Genomic DNA, 18,109 nt, shown 5'->3' on the forward strand with positions numbered 1-18,109 from the left:
ACGTGTGCCCCCGCGTCATTGCGGTGACGTGTGCCCCCGCGTCATTGCGGTGACGTGTGCCCCCACGTCATTGCGAGGCGGCCGCCCCGGGCCGCCGCGGCAATCTCTTGTCGGAAGGCCCCAGGTTCTCCACATCTCACGGGTGAACGGGCCCCTTTTCTGCCGCCGACGCTTTCAGCGCGAAATCCCCACGGCGCGCCCTCCCTGGAACGCGTCCATGACCGTTTCTTATCCGGCGATTCGGCGGGTAAACCGAAATTGACGCGGACGGGGCGGGGGGAGTAGGATGTCCCTGGATACCCGCCGTATGCCGGGGGGCGCGCGGCGGCGCAAGGAGAACGGACAATGCTGGGAAAACTCTGTGTGCTCGTCGTGGACGACGAGCCGGAAATCAGCGGCATGATCGCCGACTACTTCCGCGAGGGCGGGCATGAGGCCGGCACGGCGTCGAACATGGCCGAGGGGCTGGCCGCCCTGCGGGACTCCCCCGTGGACCTGCTGGTCACGGACATCGTCTATGCGGAGGGGCCGAACGGCCTGGAACTCGCGCGCCGCGCGCGGGAGGAGTATCCCGACATCGCGATCATCGTGATGACGGCCTTTGATGAGATGTACCCCCTGACCGAGGCGCTCCAGGCGGGGGCCGACGGCTACATCTCAAAGCCCTTCACCCTGAGCAAATTCTCCCTGGTTTTCGAGAAAAGCTACTGGGAGACCCTGTCCCGCACCGACTGGTGGGACGCCCACGTCCTCCCCGAGCGGAACGGCGTCCGCCGCTGATTCCCCGCCTCACTCCCCGAAAATGCGCGCCAATGCTGCCTGAACCTCCCCCATGTCAAAGGGTTTGCTCAGGAAAGCCTCCGGTTCCGGAACGCCGAAGCGTTCGGCCACCGTCGCCTCCGTGTGGGGGGTGCCCAGCTCCAGCTCGTTCACTGCCGTCAGGAAGATGACGGGGATGTGTTCGGTGCGCCGGTCCCCTCTCAGTTCCCGGTAGACACGGAACCCGTCCTCCCGGTCCCGCATGGTCACATCCAGAATGATCACGTCGGGGTGTTTCGAGATGGCCTGCCAGAGGGCGTCGTCGCCGTCCCCGGCCTCCAGCACGGACCACCCCTCCTCCCGCAGGAACTCCCCCAGCACCAGGCGGAGGTCCGCCTCGTCGTCCACAATCAGCGCCTTGCGTCCCGCCGCGCCGCCCATTCCGTGCCTCCGGTGGCCCCTTTGGCCCCTGTCAAGCAAATCCGCGGGCTGTGCGGGCGTCTGCCCGGACAGCCCGCGGACTGCTGGTTGACTCGATGACTTACTGGATCGTGATGGTCTGGCTGTCGCCGCCCTGGGCATTGTCGCCGCCCGCGGGCTGCTCGGAGGCCTTGATCTCCAGCAGTTCCATCTCAAAGACCAGCGTGGCGCCGGGCGGAATCCCGCGCGTGCCGCCGTCGCCGTAGCCCAGCTCCGACGGGATGAAGAGCTTCCACTTCGACCCGACCTTCATCAGCTGAAGCGCCTCGACCCAGCCGGGAATCAGGCCGTTGACCTTGAAGTTCGCCGGTTCGCCGCGGTCGTAGGAGCTGTCAAACACCGTGCCGTCCAGCAGCGAGCCCTTGTAATGCACGCTCACTGTGTCCGTCTCCTTCGGCATGGGGCCCGTGCCCTCGGTCAGCGCCTCGTACTGGAGCCCGCTGGCCGTCGTCTTCACCTCCGGACGCGCGCCGTTGGCGCTGAGAAACGCCGCCGCCTCCGCGTCGCTCTTCTCCTGCAGCTCCTTCTGTTTCGCGGCCATCCTCTCGCGCAGCACGTTCTGCACCTCCGCCATCTGCTCCTGGGTCAGCGCCGGCTCGCGGTCCTTGAGCATGTCATCCACCGCGGCGCCGAACGCCGCCATGTCCAGCTCCAGGCCCGCGCCCTTCACATCGCTGCCGAACTTCAGGCCGATCATGTAACTAATCTTGGCCGTGTCGTTCTCCAGCACGGCGGGACTCTTCTCCTTGGCGCCGTCCTGCGCGGAAACCACGGCGGACAGCAGGACTACCGGCATAGCAAACATCAGGGACGTTCTCATGGGGAATTCCTCGGGGTAGACTGCCGTTCCGGCTCCTGCGTTCCCGCCCGACAGGGGCGCGGCACGGAAGCCGCCTTTCCGGCAACTGCTGGCCAAGACAGTACGCCCCCCCGCACCCGGTCTGCAACTTTCCGCCAAGAGACAGCGCCCTTTGCAGCATCGGGAAAGCCACGGAGGGAGAGAGGGGGCCAAGAAGAATTGCCCTCCGACAAGCGTGTGGTGGGGTTCTGTGAACCCTGTGCGGCGCTGGTGTGAAAAATGAGGGGGTTGTTGGCCGGCGCTTTAAGGGGAGGATCGTAAATAAAACTTGAACTGCACGACAAAATATGTTATTTTATCGTGCGAAATAGGTTCGTGAAGGCGGAGCGCCATGGACATTGAAACCGCTGTTGCCGACTATGTGGAGCAGGTGACCGGAGAACGCCCGAAGGCGATGCCCGCGTTGGCTGCCGATCCGGCATGTTTGCCCGCATACCTGAGCCGCTCCTGGCAGGTGCGGCGGGTCACGCTGCTGGGGCGCGCGGTCATTTTCGCGTTTCCCGCCGATGCGCCCCGCATGGGACTTTCCCGCCTGATGAAAGACCGGCAGGTGCTTGTCTCCTGTCTTGAGGGCGAGGTCATTCCGGTCATTCCTGACCTCAAGTCCCATGAACGCAGGCGGCTTGTGCAGGCGCGGGTCCCCTTTGTCACGCCGGGGAGGCAGCTGTTCCTTCCGATGTTCGCGGCGGACTTCCGGGAGACCTTCGCCGCCGCCCCGCCGCCGCCCAGGACATCCATGAGCTGGATCGCCCAACTGATCGTGCTTCGGCACCTGCTGCGCGGCGGGATTGCGGACCGGCCCCTCGCTGAAGTCGCCAAAGCACTGGGCTACACGGCCATGGCTGTCACCCACGGCGTCAGGGAACTTGAATCCCTTGGGTTGTGTGTGAAGGTGCCCAGGGGCCGAGCCCGCGTGATTCGGTTTGATCTGGAGCCGCGCGCGCTCTGGGAGCGCGCCGTCGCGCGCATGCGCTCCCCCATTGTCAGGCGGTACCTTGTCGTGGAAGCGGGCGAATGGACCCGCGCCGCCTCCGAAGCGGGCCTCTCCGCCCTGTCCAGCCAGACGAGTCTGGCGTATAACGGCCCACGGATTGTCGCTGTTTCGAACCGGGAGGCGAAACGCCTTTTCGCAGAGGGCGTTGTCGTGGAGGCGTTCGAGGACGATGCCGCGCTCTTTCTCGAAGGATGGGCCTATGCGCCCCGGTTGACAGCCGCAGGCCCCGCAGTGGATGATCTTTCCCTGTGGTTGAGCCTGAAGGATGACCCGGACGAACGCGTGCAGGCGGCGCTTGCGGACAGGATGGAACAACGGACATGGTGAAGGGGCTTGCCCGGTTCAAGGAGCATTTCCGCGAAGAGAGCGGGCATTATGTCCTGATCGGGGGCGTGGCGGCGATGCACTGGCTTGAGCGGGCAGCCCTGCTGGCGCGGGCGACCAAGGATCTGGACATCGTTCTGCTGGTCGAGGGGCGGGACGGCGGTTTCCAGCGCAGGTTTTGGGAGTTTGTCCGGGCGGGCGGGTATGAAAACCGTCAGACGAGCTCGGGCGGCAGGGTCTACTATCGGTTCTCACAGCCCCGTGAACAGGACTACCCGTTCATGCTGGAGCTCTTCTCCCGCAAACCGGACGGATTAGACCTGGCGGGAGCCCCGAAAATGACGCCGATTCCGGGCGGGGAAGACGTCTCCAGCCTGTCCGCCATTCTGATGGACGACGCGTATTATGGGATTGTGCGGGACAATATCCAGGAGGAAGACGGCCTGCCCATGCTCAAGCCGGAGGGTCTCATTCCGCTCAAAGCAAGGGCATGGATTGATCTGACCGAAAGAAAAGCCCAGGGCTGCGGGGTGGATGAACGGGACATTCGAAAACACCGAACCGATGTCTTCAGGCTCAGCCAGCTTCTGACGCCGGCCAGACCCGTTTCCGTGCCGGAAACCGTCCGCGCGGACTTGCTGCGGTTTCTGGACCACTTTCCCGCGGATTCCCCCGAGTGGCCGGGAATCCTGCAGGCGTTGGCGGGCGGGGGCAGGGGGGGGACGCTTTCCGCCGAAGACATGCTTCGTGTGCTGGAGAGCGCTTTTGTTGTCCAATGACACCTCCCCTGACGCGCGCGTCGGTGCGTGTCCGACCGGTGAAAACGCCGGGGTGCCTTGGGAAGACCTCTAAGAAAGGGATGGTTCACATGAAGGCTCATCTTGGCGGAAGTGGCGTGTTGCTGTCGGCAATACTAATGCTTGCATCCTGCGCAACGGTGTCCGACCCCAGCGGTCAGCAGGTGCTGCCCCGCCGCGCGCCGGGGGTGTCGCTGCATGTCTCTCCGGACGGGGCGGACACGAATGACGGGTCGGCGGGAACGCCCTTTGCCACGCTGGAGGCCGCGCGGGACCGGCTGCGAGCGTTGCGCGCCGCCAATGCCCTGCCGGACAACGGGGCCGAGGTGGTGGTGCATGGGGGTGTGTACCCCGTGTCGCAGACCTTTGCCCTGGGTGCGGAGGATTCCGGCACCCCCGAAGCCCCCGTTGTGTTCCGCGCGGCGAAGGGGGAGGTGCCGGTCTTCTCGGGCGGCGCCCGGCTGTCCGGCTTCCGGCCGCTGGAGGACGCGGAACGGCTCGCCCTCCTGCCGGAGGAGGCCCGGGGAAAGGTGGTCTGCCTGGACCTGAAGCCCCTGGGCGTCGCGCCGATGCCCCCGCTGGTCCTGGGCGGCGCGGGCAGCGGCAACGGCTTCGCCACGCATCCGGTCCCCGAACTCTTCTTCAACGGGGAGCCGATGACGATGGCCCGCTACCCCAACACGGGCATGCTGGCCGCGGGCCGGCCCCTGGTGGAGGACGGCCACACGATCCACGGGATGAAGGGCAGCAAGACGGGCCGTTTTCTGTATGAAGACCCCCGGCACGCCCGCTGGGCCGCCGAGCCCGACGGATTTCTCTACGGCTACTGGTTCTTCGACTGGGCCGACTCCTATGAGCGGATCGCCGGCGTGAACCCCGAAACCCGCGAGGTCACCCTCGCCGAGCCCCCCCACACCTACGGCTACCGCGAGGGCGCGCGCTATTACGCCGTCAACCTCTTCTCCGAGATGGACCTGCCCGGCGAGTGGTGGCTTGACCGGCGGAACGCGGTGGTCTATTTCCTCCCGCCGTCCGACCCGGCGGAAGCCGAAGTGCTGCTTTCCCTCCTTTCGGAGCCCTTGGCGGCGATGGACCAGGCGGCCCATGTCCGCTTCGCCGGGATTACCTGGGAACTCGGCGCGGGCGACGCCGTCCGGGTGGCCGGCGGCGAGGACGTGGTCTTCGCCGGATGCACCGTCCGCCGCTGCGGGGGGGGCGCCTTCCTCGTGGCGGGCGGCAAGAACCACGGGGTGCTCTCCTGCGACATTTACTCCATGGGGCGGGGCGGGGTCAGCCTCAGCGGCGGCGACCGGAAGACCCTGGAGCCCTGCGGGCACTTCGTCGAGAACTGCCACATCCACCACCTGTCCCGGGTGGACCACACCTACACCCCCGCCGTGCTCGCGGGGGGCGTCGGCGTCCGTGTGTCGCACACCCTCATGCACCACATCAACAGCAGCGCCCTGCGGGTCAACGGGAACGACCATCTCATCGAGCTGAACGAGGCCCACAACGTGCTGCTGGAGTCGGACGACCAGGGCGGCGCGGACATGTGGGGCGACCCCACCTACCTCGGCAACGTGTACCGCCACAACTACTGGCACCACCTCGGCAACTGGCGGCGCGACCAGGCCGCGGAGCTGGGCTGCGGCCAGGCGGGCATCCGCCTCGACGACGCCATCTCCGGCGTGCTCATCGAGGGGAACATCTTCCACAAGGCGTCGGCGGGCAAGACCGGCTTTGGCGGCGTGCAGATCCACGGCGGCAAGGACAACCTGCTCCTGAACAACGTGTTCTCGGACTGCGAGGCCGCCGTCAGCTTCTCGCCCTGGGGCGAGGAGCGCTGGCGCGAGTTCATCAAGCCCCGCATTGAGTCGGACGCCATTGACCCCGCCCTCTATACGGCGCGGTATCCCGTGTATTCCGGGCTTTGGGACAATGCCAACGGCAACCACTTGAAGGGGAACGTCGCCCTCAACTGCGGCAAGCTCACCCTGCGCGCCCCCAAGAATGTCGTGCAGGAAGGCACCCTGACGGACCCGCCCGCGTCCCTTTTCGCCGCGCCGGATCGGGGAGACTTCACAATGAACGCCGCTGCCGCGCGGAGGGCGGGCGTTCCCGTCATCCCCTTTGAACGGATCGGGTTGTACAAGGACGCCTTCCGGAAGGAGCTTCCCTCGGAGGAAGTCGCCGCGGCCCGGGCGGAGCAATAGCCTGTTCCTGAAAGAACCACCCCCACCTAGGAGGGCAGCATGATGATGTGGCACCATGGGTTTAACGGGCGCGCGGGACTGGCGCTGCTGCTGCTTTTTGCCGCGTCCCTGGCGTCGGCGGCGTTCACGGACGCGCTGGAGGAGGCCTTCGTCTTCCCGCCGGACAGCGCGCGGCCGTGGGTCTACTGGTTTTTCATGGACGGCAACCTGACCCGCGAGGGGATTACGGCGGATCTGGAGGCCATGAAGGCGGCGGGCATCGGCGGCGCGATCTACATGGAGGTGGACGTGGGTGTGGAGCCCGGCCCCGTGGAGTTCATGGGGCCGGAGTGGCAGGAGATGCTCGGCCATGCCTTCGCCGAGGCGGACCGGCTGGGACTGGAGATCGCCCTGGCCGCCGGACCGGGATGGTGCGGCACCGGCGGGCCGTGGGTGAAGCCGGGACAGTCCATGCAGCACCTGGTGGCCTCGGAAACCCCCTTCAGCGGCCCCGGGCGGTTTGACGCCGTCCTGCCGCAGCCGAAGCCGCGCACGCCGTATTTCGGCGAGGGCACGCTCACGCCGGAGTTGCGGAAACTCTGGGAGGGGTTCTACGAGGATGTCGCGGTGCTGGCGTTTCCCGCCCCGGCGGAGGGCGCGCGGATCGCCGACCCGGACGAAAAGGCGCTGTACCGGCGCGATCCCTATTCGTCCATGCCCGGCGTGAAGCCTTTCCTCACGGCGCCCGCCGACCCCGGCGCGGCCCCCGCAGACCAGTGCGTGCCCCGGGACGGGGTGGTGGACCTCACCGCGATGCTCGCGAAGGACGGGCGGCTGGTGTGGGACGCGCCGGAGGGGGCGTGGACCATCCTCCGTTTCGGACGCACGATCACCGGCCAGACCACCCGCCCCGCGCCCCTGCCCGGACTCGGGCTGGAGTCGGACAAGTTTGACCCCGCGGCGCTGGACGCGCATTTCGCCGCCTACATCGAGACCCTGCTGGACCACACCGGCGCGCCGAAGAATCCCGGACGGGGGCTGACCACCCTGCATTTCGACAGCTGGGAGATGGGCGCGCAGAACTGGTCGGCGGACTTCGCCGCCGCCTTTGAAAAGCGCCGCGGCTATGCCCCCCTGCGCTTTCTGCCCGCCCTCACGGGCCGCGTGGTGGACAGCGTGGAGGTGACGGAGCGGTTCCTGTGGGACCTGCGGCAGGCCGCGCAGGAGCTGGTCATCGAAAACCATGTGGGCCGTCTGCGCGGGCTGGCCGCCAAGCGCGGGCTGGCCTTCTCCAGCGAGCCCTACGACCTCAACCCCTGCTCCAACATGGAGATGGGCGCGGTCGCCGACGTGCCCATGTGCGAGTTCTGGTCAAAGGGCTTCGGGTTCACCACGGAGTTCAGCTGCATCGAGGCGGCGTCCACCGCGCACACCACCGGAAAGGCCGTGGTGGCGGCCGAGGCCTTCACCGCCGCCCCCGGCGAGGACTGGCGTCAGCACCCCGCCTCCATGAAGGCCCAGGGCGACTGGGCCCTCTGCGCGGGGATCACCCGTTTCGCCTTCCACCGTTACCAGGCGCAGCCCTGGCTCGACCGCTTCCCCGGCATGACCATGGGGCCCTACGGCGTCCACTGGGAGCGCACGCAGACCTGGTGGGACATGGCGGACGCCTACCACCAGTATCTGGCCCGATGCCAGCACCTGCTGCGCCGGGGCCTTTTCGTCGCGGACATCCTCTACCTCGCCCCCGAGGGCGCGCCCCACGTGTTCCGCCCGCCCAGCTCCGCACTGACCGGAGACCTTCCGGACCGGCGGGGCTACAATTTTGACGGCTGCGCCCCCGGCGTCTTCCTGGAGCGCGCCGCCGTGGAGGACGGCCGGATTGTCTTCCCCGACGGCATGACCTACCGCCTGCTCGTGCTGCCGCGTTTTGACACCATGACGCCCCGCCTCCTCCGCAAGATCATGGAAATGGTGGAGAACGGGGCGACGGTGATTGGAGCGCCGCCGCGCAAATCGCCCAGTCTGGCGGACTATCCGCAGTGCGACGCGGAGGTGAACGAACTGGCCGCGCGGCTGTGGGGGGAAGGGGCGTCCGAGCCGGACCGCGCGGTCGGAAAGGGCCGGGTCCTCCTGGACGCCGCCGCCTTCCAGCCTTTCGAGGAGAAACCGCTCGCCGCGGCCCGGTGGATCTGGCACGCCGAGGGCAGCCCCGCCGTTGCCGCGCCCGCTGGAAAACGCTTCTTCCGGCATGCGTTTGAGATCGAAGACGGGGCCGCCGTCCAGTCGGCGCGGGCCTTCATGACCGCCGACAACAGTTTTGAGCTGTTCGTGAACGGACAGGCGGCGGGCACGGGGAACAACTTCAACGTCACGCAGGTGATGGAGGTGGGCGCCCTGCTCCGGCCCGGGGAAAACTTCCTGGAGGTGGCCGCCGGGAACGGCGATGACAAACCCAACCCCGCCGGGCTCATCGGCGCGCTGCACCTCATTTTCGCCGATGGAAGCGCGCGGGTCATCGCCACGAACGGGGAATGGACCAGCGCGCAGAAAAAGGACGGCGCATGGACCCCCGTCATGGACCTGGGGCCGCATGACATGGCTCCGTGGAACCTGAAGGGCCTCGCCCCCTGGCAGCGCGAGCTGTATCCCGACTACGACACGACGGCCCGCGTCCTGTCCGGCATGGGCGTGGCGCCCGATTTCTCGTCCGGCGTCCCCCTGCGGTACATCCACCGACGCGACGGGGAAACGGATCTCTACTTTGTCGCCAACCCCAACGAGCATGCCCTGGAAGTGGAATGCCATTTCCGCGTGACGGGCCGCCAGCCGGAATGGTGGGATCCCATGACGGGCGCACGCCGGGACCTGCCGAAGTTCTTCCCCGACACGGACGGGCGGACCGGCCTGCTCCTGATGCTGGAACCCGTGCAAAGCGGCTTCGTGGTGTTCCGCAAGCCCGCCGGGACGCCTCAAGAAAACGTCCGGAACTTCCAAAGGCCGAAGGCTGGGGCGGCCATTGACGGGCCTTGGACGGTATCCTTTGACCCGAAGTGGGGCGGGCCGGAAAAGGTGACCTTTGACAAATTCGAAGACTGGAGCCAGCGCCCCGAGCCGGGAATCAAACACTACTCCGGCAAGGCCGTCTACCGGACCACGTTTGACGCTTCCGGCGACGCGCCGGAGGGCCGCGTCCTCCTTTCCCTGGGCGAGGTGAAAAACATGGCCTCCGTGCGGCTCAACGGGACCGATCTCGGGGTCGCGTGGTGCGCCCCCTGGCGGCTGGAGATTCCGGAAGGGCTCCTGCGGCCCCAGGGCAACGAGCTGGAAATCACGGTGGCCAACCTCTGGATCAACCGCCTCATCGGCGACAGCGCCCTGCCCAAACGCAAACGCCTGACCTGGTCCACCCTCACCCCCTTCCGTCCCGACTCCCCCCTGGAGCCCTCCGGGCTCCTCGGGCCGGTGGAGGTGATGGGGGGCGAGATGATAGAGTAGGCACGACCATAGCCAGCACGAACAGCAAGATTTCTTCTGCAGAATGCGCAACCATTAAGATAGAAAGGGAGAATGATGCCAATTCCGGATGTTCTCTACAAATACCGATCATGGGATGATAGATACGGGAAACAACTTCTTATGAGTAAAGAAATGTTCTTTTCATCTCCAGCACAGCTCAATGATCCCTTTGACTGTCGAATCCCTCTAAACTTCTATGGAGGAACAGATGAGGAGATTAAATCAGAGTGGTTAGCTAATGCCTCCGAAAGATACCCACATCTACAGGGGAGAGCCCTAACAAAACGAATAAATAAAGACATAACAAGATATTCTAAAATACGAGATAATCCTAGTAAACGCGACAAAACCGAAGAATACATCGCGCGCGACCTACTGAAGGGTTTCGGCCTGTTTTCGATGTCCGCTAACCGACAATGCATACTACTATGGTCGCATTATGCCGATGCGCACAAAGGGTACTGCGTCGGTTTCAATACGAATATGCTAAAAAGAGACTTCATTAGTGTGAGACCAACGAATAACCCAAAGAGCGTCTGCGCACTCTTTCCTGTGAGTTATACCCATAGTTACCCACAATTATCCTGCTTTGGAACGAAGGAAGAAAAAATACGTAATCTAAACAGGGCGCTAACTACAAAGTCCAATGTCTGGCAGTACGAAGAGGAGTATAGGTTGATCATTATGAATGAATCGAATATTGCGATCACGTTCAACGAAGATGCGGTCAATTCTGTGATCCTAGGTGCTCTCATGGAAGAAAGTGGTCGAAAACTCCTTCTTGGCAGCCTAAGGAAATGGAGGAAGATTCCGAATGTCTTCCAGGCGGTGAAGAGTCGCCGCGCATTTGGGCTAGATTTTTGTTCTATTACCATTTAGACACATAATCTCAGCTTCTCCTCAGCTCAAGGACTAGGTACTGGAAATTGCGATTGACATATTCTCTTGCTCCTAGAGTCATGTGAGCAACTCGGTCGTGCCGTGTTAGAGCTATTCGTTGCATAGGCCAACTAGAGAATCTGTATTGTGTCTGCGAACCACCCAGAAAGGATGGACACACAATCTGAATCGGGGAGCTTTAGGACAGCGTGCTTCATTACGCCTGGTGCTGGACTCGACAGATGCCCCGAGAATCCACCATAATCGTTTTTCATCATTATGTACTCGTTGCCCCGCTGGTATACGCACCCACTAGGCAGACGCATTGTCTCGTTCCTGTCATTCACTAAACAAAGAGGGGCTTGTTTACAGATTCCCGCTCCAAATACAACGTTGATCTTGGGTGCTCCTTTCTCAAACCATAATAACGCATTCTTATGAAGAACTGGGGCCACGCAATGCGACAATCTAGTGGCATTCCCTTGCGTATCTTGAACTAACGCTGGCTGGTAAAATAGGACGGCGTCGATGGGACTGCTCTCGTGATCTCGGAAATAGTCTTCGGCCCAATGTGTGCACTGTGCGACGTCAGCCATTTCGGGAAGTCCGATCACCAAGATGTTTGCCTCACATTCGGAGCGGTGAGGGAAATGCTTTTTTAGATTGCTTGCTGCTGAATCAAATTTTGAGTTCATATTCTGCTGCTCGTTCACATGGTATGGAGACGCCACCAGCAGATAATACGATGACTTTCCCGAGTAGAACCGCCCATCAGTATCGCTCATCTCTCGCAGATTTATAGACCAACCACCCGATTGAATAGTTGTTAATGTATCGGAACAAGTCATCATAGACTCCATCAGCGTGTCAGTAAGGCATGCCCACTCTGTTTCAGTCGGGTATGCATGGTTTCTCCAGATGTAAACCTGAATGTTCTTCTTTAGTTGTTCTAATTGCAGTTGTATGGACACCTCAAGGGCTTGGCACATTTGTGCGAAATGCTCTTCATGCACAGACCTGCGGTGTTTCTTCAATGATAGCAGAGCTTTCCGGCCATCACTGAAGATCACTTCGATGTCTGCACCCGGATTGTCCTTCTTCATTGGAACTACCATTTGATTCGGCTGCATAAGCATATACGACTGCAGAATTTCGAAAAATGCACCCTGTCTGTTGTTTATATCTTCGCCTTTCGTTCTGAGCACTTGTGCATCCAGCCAGATTGAATCCACCTCGCGAAGTTTACCAATGGCGTCACCCAACATAAAGAGTTGGGCGCTACTCAGTGCATCTCTTCCTTTTAATAGGAGATATACGGGATGACAATGGTGCTGAGAGAGCCACTCTGGCGAGTAGAAACTCTGAAGAGTATTCAGTGCCGATGAAAGTTTCTTTGTATCATTATTGTCGAAGGGGCTCTGGCGTGGAGTGTTATAGGGGTTCTCTATTGTCTGCGGAATTGTGCCTGGGCTTAGCTCCCGCGAAGGTGCTCTGCCCAAATGAGACCTATTGCTGTTGTTTTTGTTATAGAGCTTTCTTTTCTTGCCCACTGATAGACTCCTTTCTTCTGGGGGCGTGACAAATGATAGTGTAACGTGAATGACTCTGCTGAGGACGGACATAACGATATTTGTTTGTCCTATTTGGCTTCTGCTTCATATAGATCGGCTCATATCTACGCTGCTCTGGACAGATCTGTCGGGAGACCGTGCTAGGGAGGCTTTGCATTCGGTAGTAGCCACATCCCACCTGCGGATCGATGTAGGCTTTCTCGAGCAAGACAGTACCGTATTCCCGAATCCGCCGGTCCAAGTTGTGGCGGGCGTCCTGGCACACGTTCCCCTGTTCTCGGCTTGCAGAACCGGCGCGACGAGTAACAGCTGCCTTCCCGCAAGAATCCGACGTTTCTGCAGGGCGGCTATGTAGGCATATTCGCTCATGTGGACATAATACCATATAGCCTGCGACTTGTCAATAGTCATTATAGGTAGATACGTGATGAATCAATTGCATGATGCAGTGTTCTACATAGAGACTCTCCCGCGCACGTGATGGATGTCGATCATCGGTTCAGTGGCGAATCGGCATGGCGGGAGTATCTGATCCCGCTTCGATGGCCTGAGAGGTTTGTCTGCCCGGCCTGCGGTAGCTGCCTGGACGCGCAATCCGGCAATACCTGTGGCGTCGCCCTTTATTCCGAAGAGCGGTGTATGGGATTGAAGGCAAGGTTCTTCTCTACAGAAAGCGACGTCGACCGCTGTGTATCCGGGCGATGTGGCAGGTTGTGGTCCACAGTAGTGACATCAGCGCATTGGGCTGCAAAGGGTGTTAGGATTGGGGAGTCACAAGACGGCCTAGGCATGCTTCACACGCTGCGCTACGCGATCGAGTGCCCAGTTGTGCGGCTTGCGGTGGTGGATGCGAAGTAGTTGCGAGCAGAAGAGGCGGGGGGACGGCTAGGTTGCCGGACCGAGGGCGAAACCTGATTGTGGTGGCCGCCGAGGGCGAAGGGCACGGGATTGGTTGTGTCCGTCGCCGACGAATCCCCGACCCCAGCTGTGAGCTGCTGCATTGGTATGTCACTCAGGCTATCGAGTCAAGCGGCACCTTATCAAACCGACGGATTATGAGCCTACGGCGAACGAACGGCTGCATTCATGACCGCGCGGTCCAGTAGCACCAACCCGCCGAAGCCGAACACCCACTGTCACGTTAGTTTCTGTTGCTTTGCTTCGGTGCCGGTTTTCTCGGGACCCAACAGGGAACTGAGGCCATCGGGATTTGGACGACCATCTTATTAAGTCTCGTTTCACTTCAACAGCCTAGTCTTGGCCTCACGGGGCAAGCTCCTTTATCAGTTGGTTCTGGATCCATGCATCTCGAACCAGCGTACTATACTACGCTTGTGTGACAAGGGCAGAACTAAATATGTTAGTAGACACTAAAAGAGGTGCAACTGCAAAGAGCGCGCCGACTGTTTGAGATCATCAGCACGGAGCCGAGCCCTGTACGCAGCGCGGACGCGCTCGAGCATCTGTGCAGGTCGCTTCAAACGGCCCCGCGTGACATCTGCATGCCGGTTTTTGGGCAGTTTGCCGAGGCCTGCCTCTGCCGGCTTTCTTCGGGAAAAAGAAACCGGCGCGTTGAATCGTATCTTGTCCGCATGATCCCGGTCATTTACACCCGCATAGACCGGGATTGGGCTCGGGAGCTGGCCCCCCGCATCGCCGGCCCCGAACTGCGCGGTCGGGCCAACGAGTCGCTTCTGGAGCTGGAAAAGGCTGACGGACCGGGTCAACCCCGCCCACAGAACGGTGTAAGGTGATTTATAGCAATAGGATGCGCGCGTTCTGCCTCCCCGCAGGGCACAGGCGTCGCGAAAGACGGTTTTTCCGGTTTTCGGGGATTTGGACACGGCCCCCCGGAGGTGTATAATCGCCGCAGGCAGTTATTCAACCTTTTAGAAAAGTGTTTCCGTGGCTGAACAGTACCAATTGATAGCCGATGCCGCCGGATGGGCGGTGTGTTATGAGGCCTTGCGGCGCGCGCCGCGCTTTGCGGTGGACGTCGAGGCGAACAGCCTTCACGCCTACCGCGAGCGGGTGTGCCTGCTCCAGTTTTCCACGGAGGACGAAGATTTTATCGTGGATCCCCTGGCCGGGCTGGACCTGTCGCCGCTGGGCGGCCTGTTGGCCGACCCGGCGGTGGAGAAGGTTTTCCACTCGGCGGACTACGACCTGGCCCTGCTGAGGACGCAGTACAACTGGACGGTCTGCAACCTTTTCGACACCATGTGGGCCGGCAGGGTGCTGGGGTTCAAGAAGATGGGGCTGGCGGCGGTGCTGGAGGACCTGCTGGGGGTCTGCCTGTCCAAGAAGTTCCAAAAGGCCAACTGGGCGCGCCGCCCCCTGCCGGAGAACTGGCTGGACTACGCCGCCAACGACACGCGGTACCTGCTGCCCCTGCGGGACCAGCTGGCCGACCGGCTTGAGGCGGCGGACTGCATGGTGGAGGCGCGGGAGATATTCGCCGCAGGCTGCGAGGTGGACCCGATTGTGCGGCAGTTTGACGTGGAGTCCTTCTGGACCATCCAGGGGGTTCGAGCCCTGGAGCCGCGGGCCCAGGCCATCTTCCGCGCCCTCTTTGTCTGGCGGGAGTCCGAGGCGAAACGGCGCGACACGCCGCCGTTCAAGGTGATCAACAACCAGTCCCTGCTGCTGGTCGCCAAGGCCGCCGTGGACGGGGAGGGGCCCCTGACCCGCGCGCCGGGCGTTTCAGACAAGACGCTGGCCCGGATGGGCGGCGGCCTCCAGCAGGCGGTGGAAAAGGGCCGCAGGGCCCCCCTGCCCAAGCCCCCCAAGCGGGGGGAGCGCAAACAGACCGGCAAGCCCGGCTTTCTCCAGCGGTACGACGCCCTGCTCGAATGGCGCAAACAGGCGGCGCAGCTTCGCGGTGTCGAGTCCGATGTCATCATTTCCCGCAGGGCCGCGAAGGAACTGGCGGAGAAGTGTCCCTGCACGCCGGAGGACCTGGAGGGGATCCAGTCCCTGGGGCCGTACCGCCGGACCTGCTACGCCGGCGACATTCTCAAGGTGCTCAAGGAAACCAAGTGACCGAAGGGGGCTGTTTCCCGCCGTGATGGAACCGCGCCAGCAACCTGCCGACGAGCCGCTCCGGGCGGAGGAGAGGGGCGGCCTTTCGCCCCGCTTCGCCACGGTGTCCCGCATCGAGTGGGTGCTCCTGCTGACGCGCTACCTGCTGTATCTGTTCGTCATCTCCCTGCATGTGTCCGGCATCGAGACGCTGCAGGCGGGAAGCCTCTTCGTGGCGGCTTTGGCGGCGCTGCTCCACAATTTCTGGGCGCACTATGTTTTCCACACCCGGCGCATCTCCCTGTTCTTCACGCCGGTCAACTTCACCCTGTACCTCTCCCGGGTCTGCCTGCTGGTGGCCCTGACAGGCGGCGAGAACAGTGTGCTGGTCTCCCTCTTCCTGCTGCTGCTGCTCGGCGGCCATGTGTACGCCCCCGACTCGCCCAACGCGCGCTGGGGTTCCGTGGTGGTCTGCGCGGCCTACGCCTTCACCGTCCTCGGCGGCTGGGCGGTGAGCGGGGTCAACCTGTCCTCCATGGCGGTCTATGGCAATTTCATCACCCTGGCCCTCTGCGGGTGGCTCATGGCCCAGCTCGGGCGCCTGCTGCGCGAGATGGAGGCGGACAACGAGGACCGCGAGCGCGCCGTGTCCTCTTCCGAGGCGACCATGCGCGCCATTCTGGACCATGTCGCGCAGCCCATCCTGGTGTTCGGCGAGAACGAGTTTGTCGCCGACGCCAACACCCCCGCCTGCGAGTTTTTCGGCCTGGGCCGCGCCGGGCTCGAGGGCCGGCGGTTCAGGGAGTTCCTGTTTGACGACGGGCTGCTCGGCGACCGGATGGCCGCCATGCGCGGCGCGGGCCGCTGGCGCGGCGAAATGGTCATCGTGCTTCCGGACGGCGGCGAGCGCCGGGTCTACATGCTGATCCACTCGTTCATGCGGGACCAGCGGCAGTTTTTCGTGGCGGTTTTCCAGGACATCACGCGGCAGAAGGACTTCGAGGAGGCCCAGCGGCAGGCCAAGGAGCGCCTGGAGCAGGCCAACGCCGAGCTTCAGCGGGTGAACAGCCTGCGGTCCGAGTTCTACACCACCGTGGCGCGCCGGCTCCGCTCGCCGATCACCGCCCTGCTCGGATTCGCCGACATGCTGCTGGAGGAGGAGATGGGGGAGATCAACGACGACCAGCGCGGCGCCCTGCGCAGCTGCCGGAGAAGCGCCCAGCGGCTCCTGGGCATGGTGGATGAGGTGCTGGCGGCGGAGGCCCCGCCCGACCCGGACCGGCCGGAATCCCCGCCCAACGCCGATTCACAACCCATTTTTCGGCAGTAGGTTGCGCGTTTTTCTTTCCTGTGGTGGAGATTCTCGCGTTCCAGGGGACTAATTGTGGCATTCTCTGGGGTTTTCATGTAAACTAGGGATACGTGAGGCGGGTTTGCAGGCTTGATGTGTGACGTCCTGCCGGCCGCCCTTTATTTATAGATGTGGTCAGAGCCCGTTGCCGCGTTTTTCGCGTGGAGGTTAGCCATGCCTAAGCGGGCGGCCATTACATGGACTCCTCAATCCAGGCCAAGGAAACATCACATGCACATCTCGTTCCGTGCGGGCAATCCCCGCCCCTCCACCTCCTGCCTCCGCCGCTTCCGCGCCCTTCAACAGGGCGCGTTTCTGTTTGCGGCCGCATTGCTGGCCGCGTTCGGCGCCGGGGCTGACCTGACGGACCTCTACGAAAGCGACGGGGTCCTCCGCGACCTGCTGGTGCTTCCCGGGGAGACCGTGGAGATCAACACCGGCTCGACTCCGCCGACCTTTCTGGTGGACTCGTTTCCCATCGGCTACCTGTACCGGGGCCGCGTGGTGGACGGGGCGGCGGTGTTCGATTTCACCGATGTTTTCATTGCCGACGGCGTGGCCACGACTGTCCTCGGCAACCGTCCGCTGGTCATCTCCGCCTCCGGCGACATGACCGTGGGCGCCAGTTTTGACGTGTCGCGCGGCAAGGCCGGCGGCGGTGTGGGCGGCGCGGGCGGCGCGGCGGGCTCCGGCGGTGTCGGCGGGCAGGGCGGCGGCGGCGGTGTCGGCGGCTCGGGCGGCGGTGGCGGCGCGGGCGGCGACGCGAACCCCGCGTCCCAGGTGGGGTATGACGGCGGTCTGGGCCTGGGCGGCGGCTCCGGGCTTTCCGGCACGGCGGGCCAGTCCGGCGGCAGTGCGCCCGCCTCCGGCGGTTCGGGCACGGCGGGCTATGGCAACGCGCCCAGTGCGGGCGGCGCGGGCGGCGCGGGCGGTGCGAACACCGGCGGCGTGGGCGGCGGCGGCCAGGGGTCCACAGTGGTGGGCACGGGCGCCGCAGCCAAGACGCGGGCCGGCTCCGGGGACGGACGCGGCGGCCAGCTGACCAATCTGTCCATCGGCGGCACAACGATTATCTACGGCCAGGTGGGTGATGACGGCAGCAACGGCAACACGGGCGGCGCGGCCGGCTCCTCCAATGCCACGGCGGGCGCGCCTGGTGCGGGCGGCACGGCCGGCGCCTCGCCGGCGTACAGCGTGGATCCGAATTCCCTCGTTCTCGCGGCGGGTCCCGGCGGCGGCGGCGGCGGCGGCGGTGCGGGCGGCGGCGGCGGCGGTGGTGGTGGCGGCGGCGGCGGCGGATTCCGTCCCCGCGGTGGCGGTGGCGGCGGCGGCGGTTTCAAACCCCGCGGTGGCGGCGGTGGCG

11 protein-coding genes and 1 pseudogene are annotated in these 18,109 nt (G+C 63.6%); 8 read left to right on the forward strand and 4 right to left on the reverse strand.

Annotated features, from left to right (window positions below; genetic code table 11):
• Nucleotides 1-345: 345 nt before the first annotated feature.
• Complete coding sequence (locus tag GXY15_13410) at nt 346-780, forward strand: response regulator (GenBank protein NLV42208.1); 435 nt, start codon at nt 346-348, stop codon at nt 778-780.
• Nucleotides 781-789: 9 nt separating this feature from the next.
• On the opposite strand, the gene GXY15_13415 is transcribed toward GXY15_13410, so the two are convergent.
• The gene (locus GXY15_13415; GenBank protein ID NLV42209.1) at nt 790-1,200 is read right to left on the reverse strand and encodes a response regulator; all 411 of its coding nucleotides are present in this window, start codon (nt 1,198-1,200) and stop codon (nt 790-792) included.
• Nucleotides 1,201-1,300: 100 nt separating this feature from the next.
• Entirely contained in the window at nt 1,301-2,059 is a 759-nt protein-coding gene (locus GXY15_13420; GenBank protein NLV42210.1) for an FKBP-type peptidyl-prolyl cis-trans isomerase, read from the reverse strand.
• A gap of 370 nt (nt 2,060-2,429) precedes the next feature.
• Here GXY15_13420 and GXY15_13425 point away from each other — a divergent pair, with 370 nt between their 5' ends.
• The 5 genes from GXY15_13425 (at nt 2,430) to GXY15_13445 (ending at nt 10,803) form a co-directional block, all read left to right on the forward strand.
• A complete protein-coding gene (locus GXY15_13425; protein NLV42211.1) occupies nt 2,430-3,419 on the forward strand; it encodes a hypothetical protein in 990 nt (329 codons plus the stop codon).
• Nucleotides 3,416-4,195 (forward strand): hypothetical protein, encoded by a 780-nt coding sequence (locus GXY15_13430; protein NLV42212.1) that lies wholly within the window; start codon nt 3,416-3,418, stop codon nt 4,193-4,195. Before GXY15_13425 ends, GXY15_13430 begins: the two co-directional genes overlap by 4 nt.
• A gap of 137 nt (nt 4,196-4,332) precedes the next feature.
• Entirely contained in the window at nt 4,333-6,426 is a 2,094-nt protein-coding gene (locus tag GXY15_13435) for a right-handed parallel beta-helix repeat-containing protein (protein ID NLV42213.1), read from the forward strand.
• Nucleotides 6,427-6,465: 39 nt separating this feature from the next.
• Nucleotides 6,466-9,903 (forward strand): hypothetical protein, encoded by a 3,438-nt coding sequence (locus GXY15_13440; protein ID NLV42214.1) that lies wholly within the window; start codon nt 6,466-6,468, stop codon nt 9,901-9,903.
• Between the two features lie 141 nt (nt 9,904-10,044).
• Complete coding sequence (locus GXY15_13445) at nt 10,045-10,803, forward strand: DUF2971 domain-containing protein (GenBank protein NLV42215.1); 759 nt, start codon at nt 10,045-10,047, stop codon at nt 10,801-10,803.
• A gap of 131 nt (nt 10,804-10,934) precedes the next feature.
• On the opposite strand, the gene GXY15_13450 is transcribed toward GXY15_13445, so the two are convergent.
• Complete coding sequence (locus GXY15_13450; GenBank protein NLV42216.1) at nt 10,935-12,353, reverse strand: hypothetical protein; 1,419 nt, start codon at nt 12,351-12,353, stop codon at nt 10,935-10,937.
• 1,926 nt (nt 12,354-14,279) lie between these two features.
• On the opposite strand from GXY15_13450, the gene GXY15_13455 reads away from it, so the two are divergent.
• Together GXY15_13455 and GXY15_13460 are read left to right on the forward strand one after the other, a co-directional pair.
• Nucleotides 14,280-15,416 (forward strand): ribonuclease D, encoded by a 1,137-nt coding sequence (locus tag GXY15_13455; protein ID NLV42217.1) that lies wholly within the window; start codon nt 14,280-14,282, stop codon nt 15,414-15,416.
• A 22-nt stretch (nt 15,417-15,438) separates the two neighbouring features.
• Nucleotides 15,439-16,725 carry a PAS domain S-box protein gene (locus tag GXY15_13460; protein ID NLV42218.1) on the forward strand — a complete coding sequence of 429 codons (1,287 nt, stop codon included), beginning with the start codon at nt 15,439-15,441 and terminating at the stop codon, nt 16,723-16,725.
• Between the two features lie 1,283 nt (nt 16,726-18,008).
• Here GXY15_13460 and GXY15_13465 read toward each other — a convergent pair.
• Nucleotides 18,009-18,109, reverse strand: a pseudogene (locus tag GXY15_13465) (DUF2497 domain-containing protein).

Source organism: Candidatus Hydrogenedentota bacterium (genome assembly GCA_012730045.1).
GTDB lineage: Bacteria > Hydrogenedentota > Hydrogenedentia > Hydrogenedentales > CAITNO01 > JAAYBR01.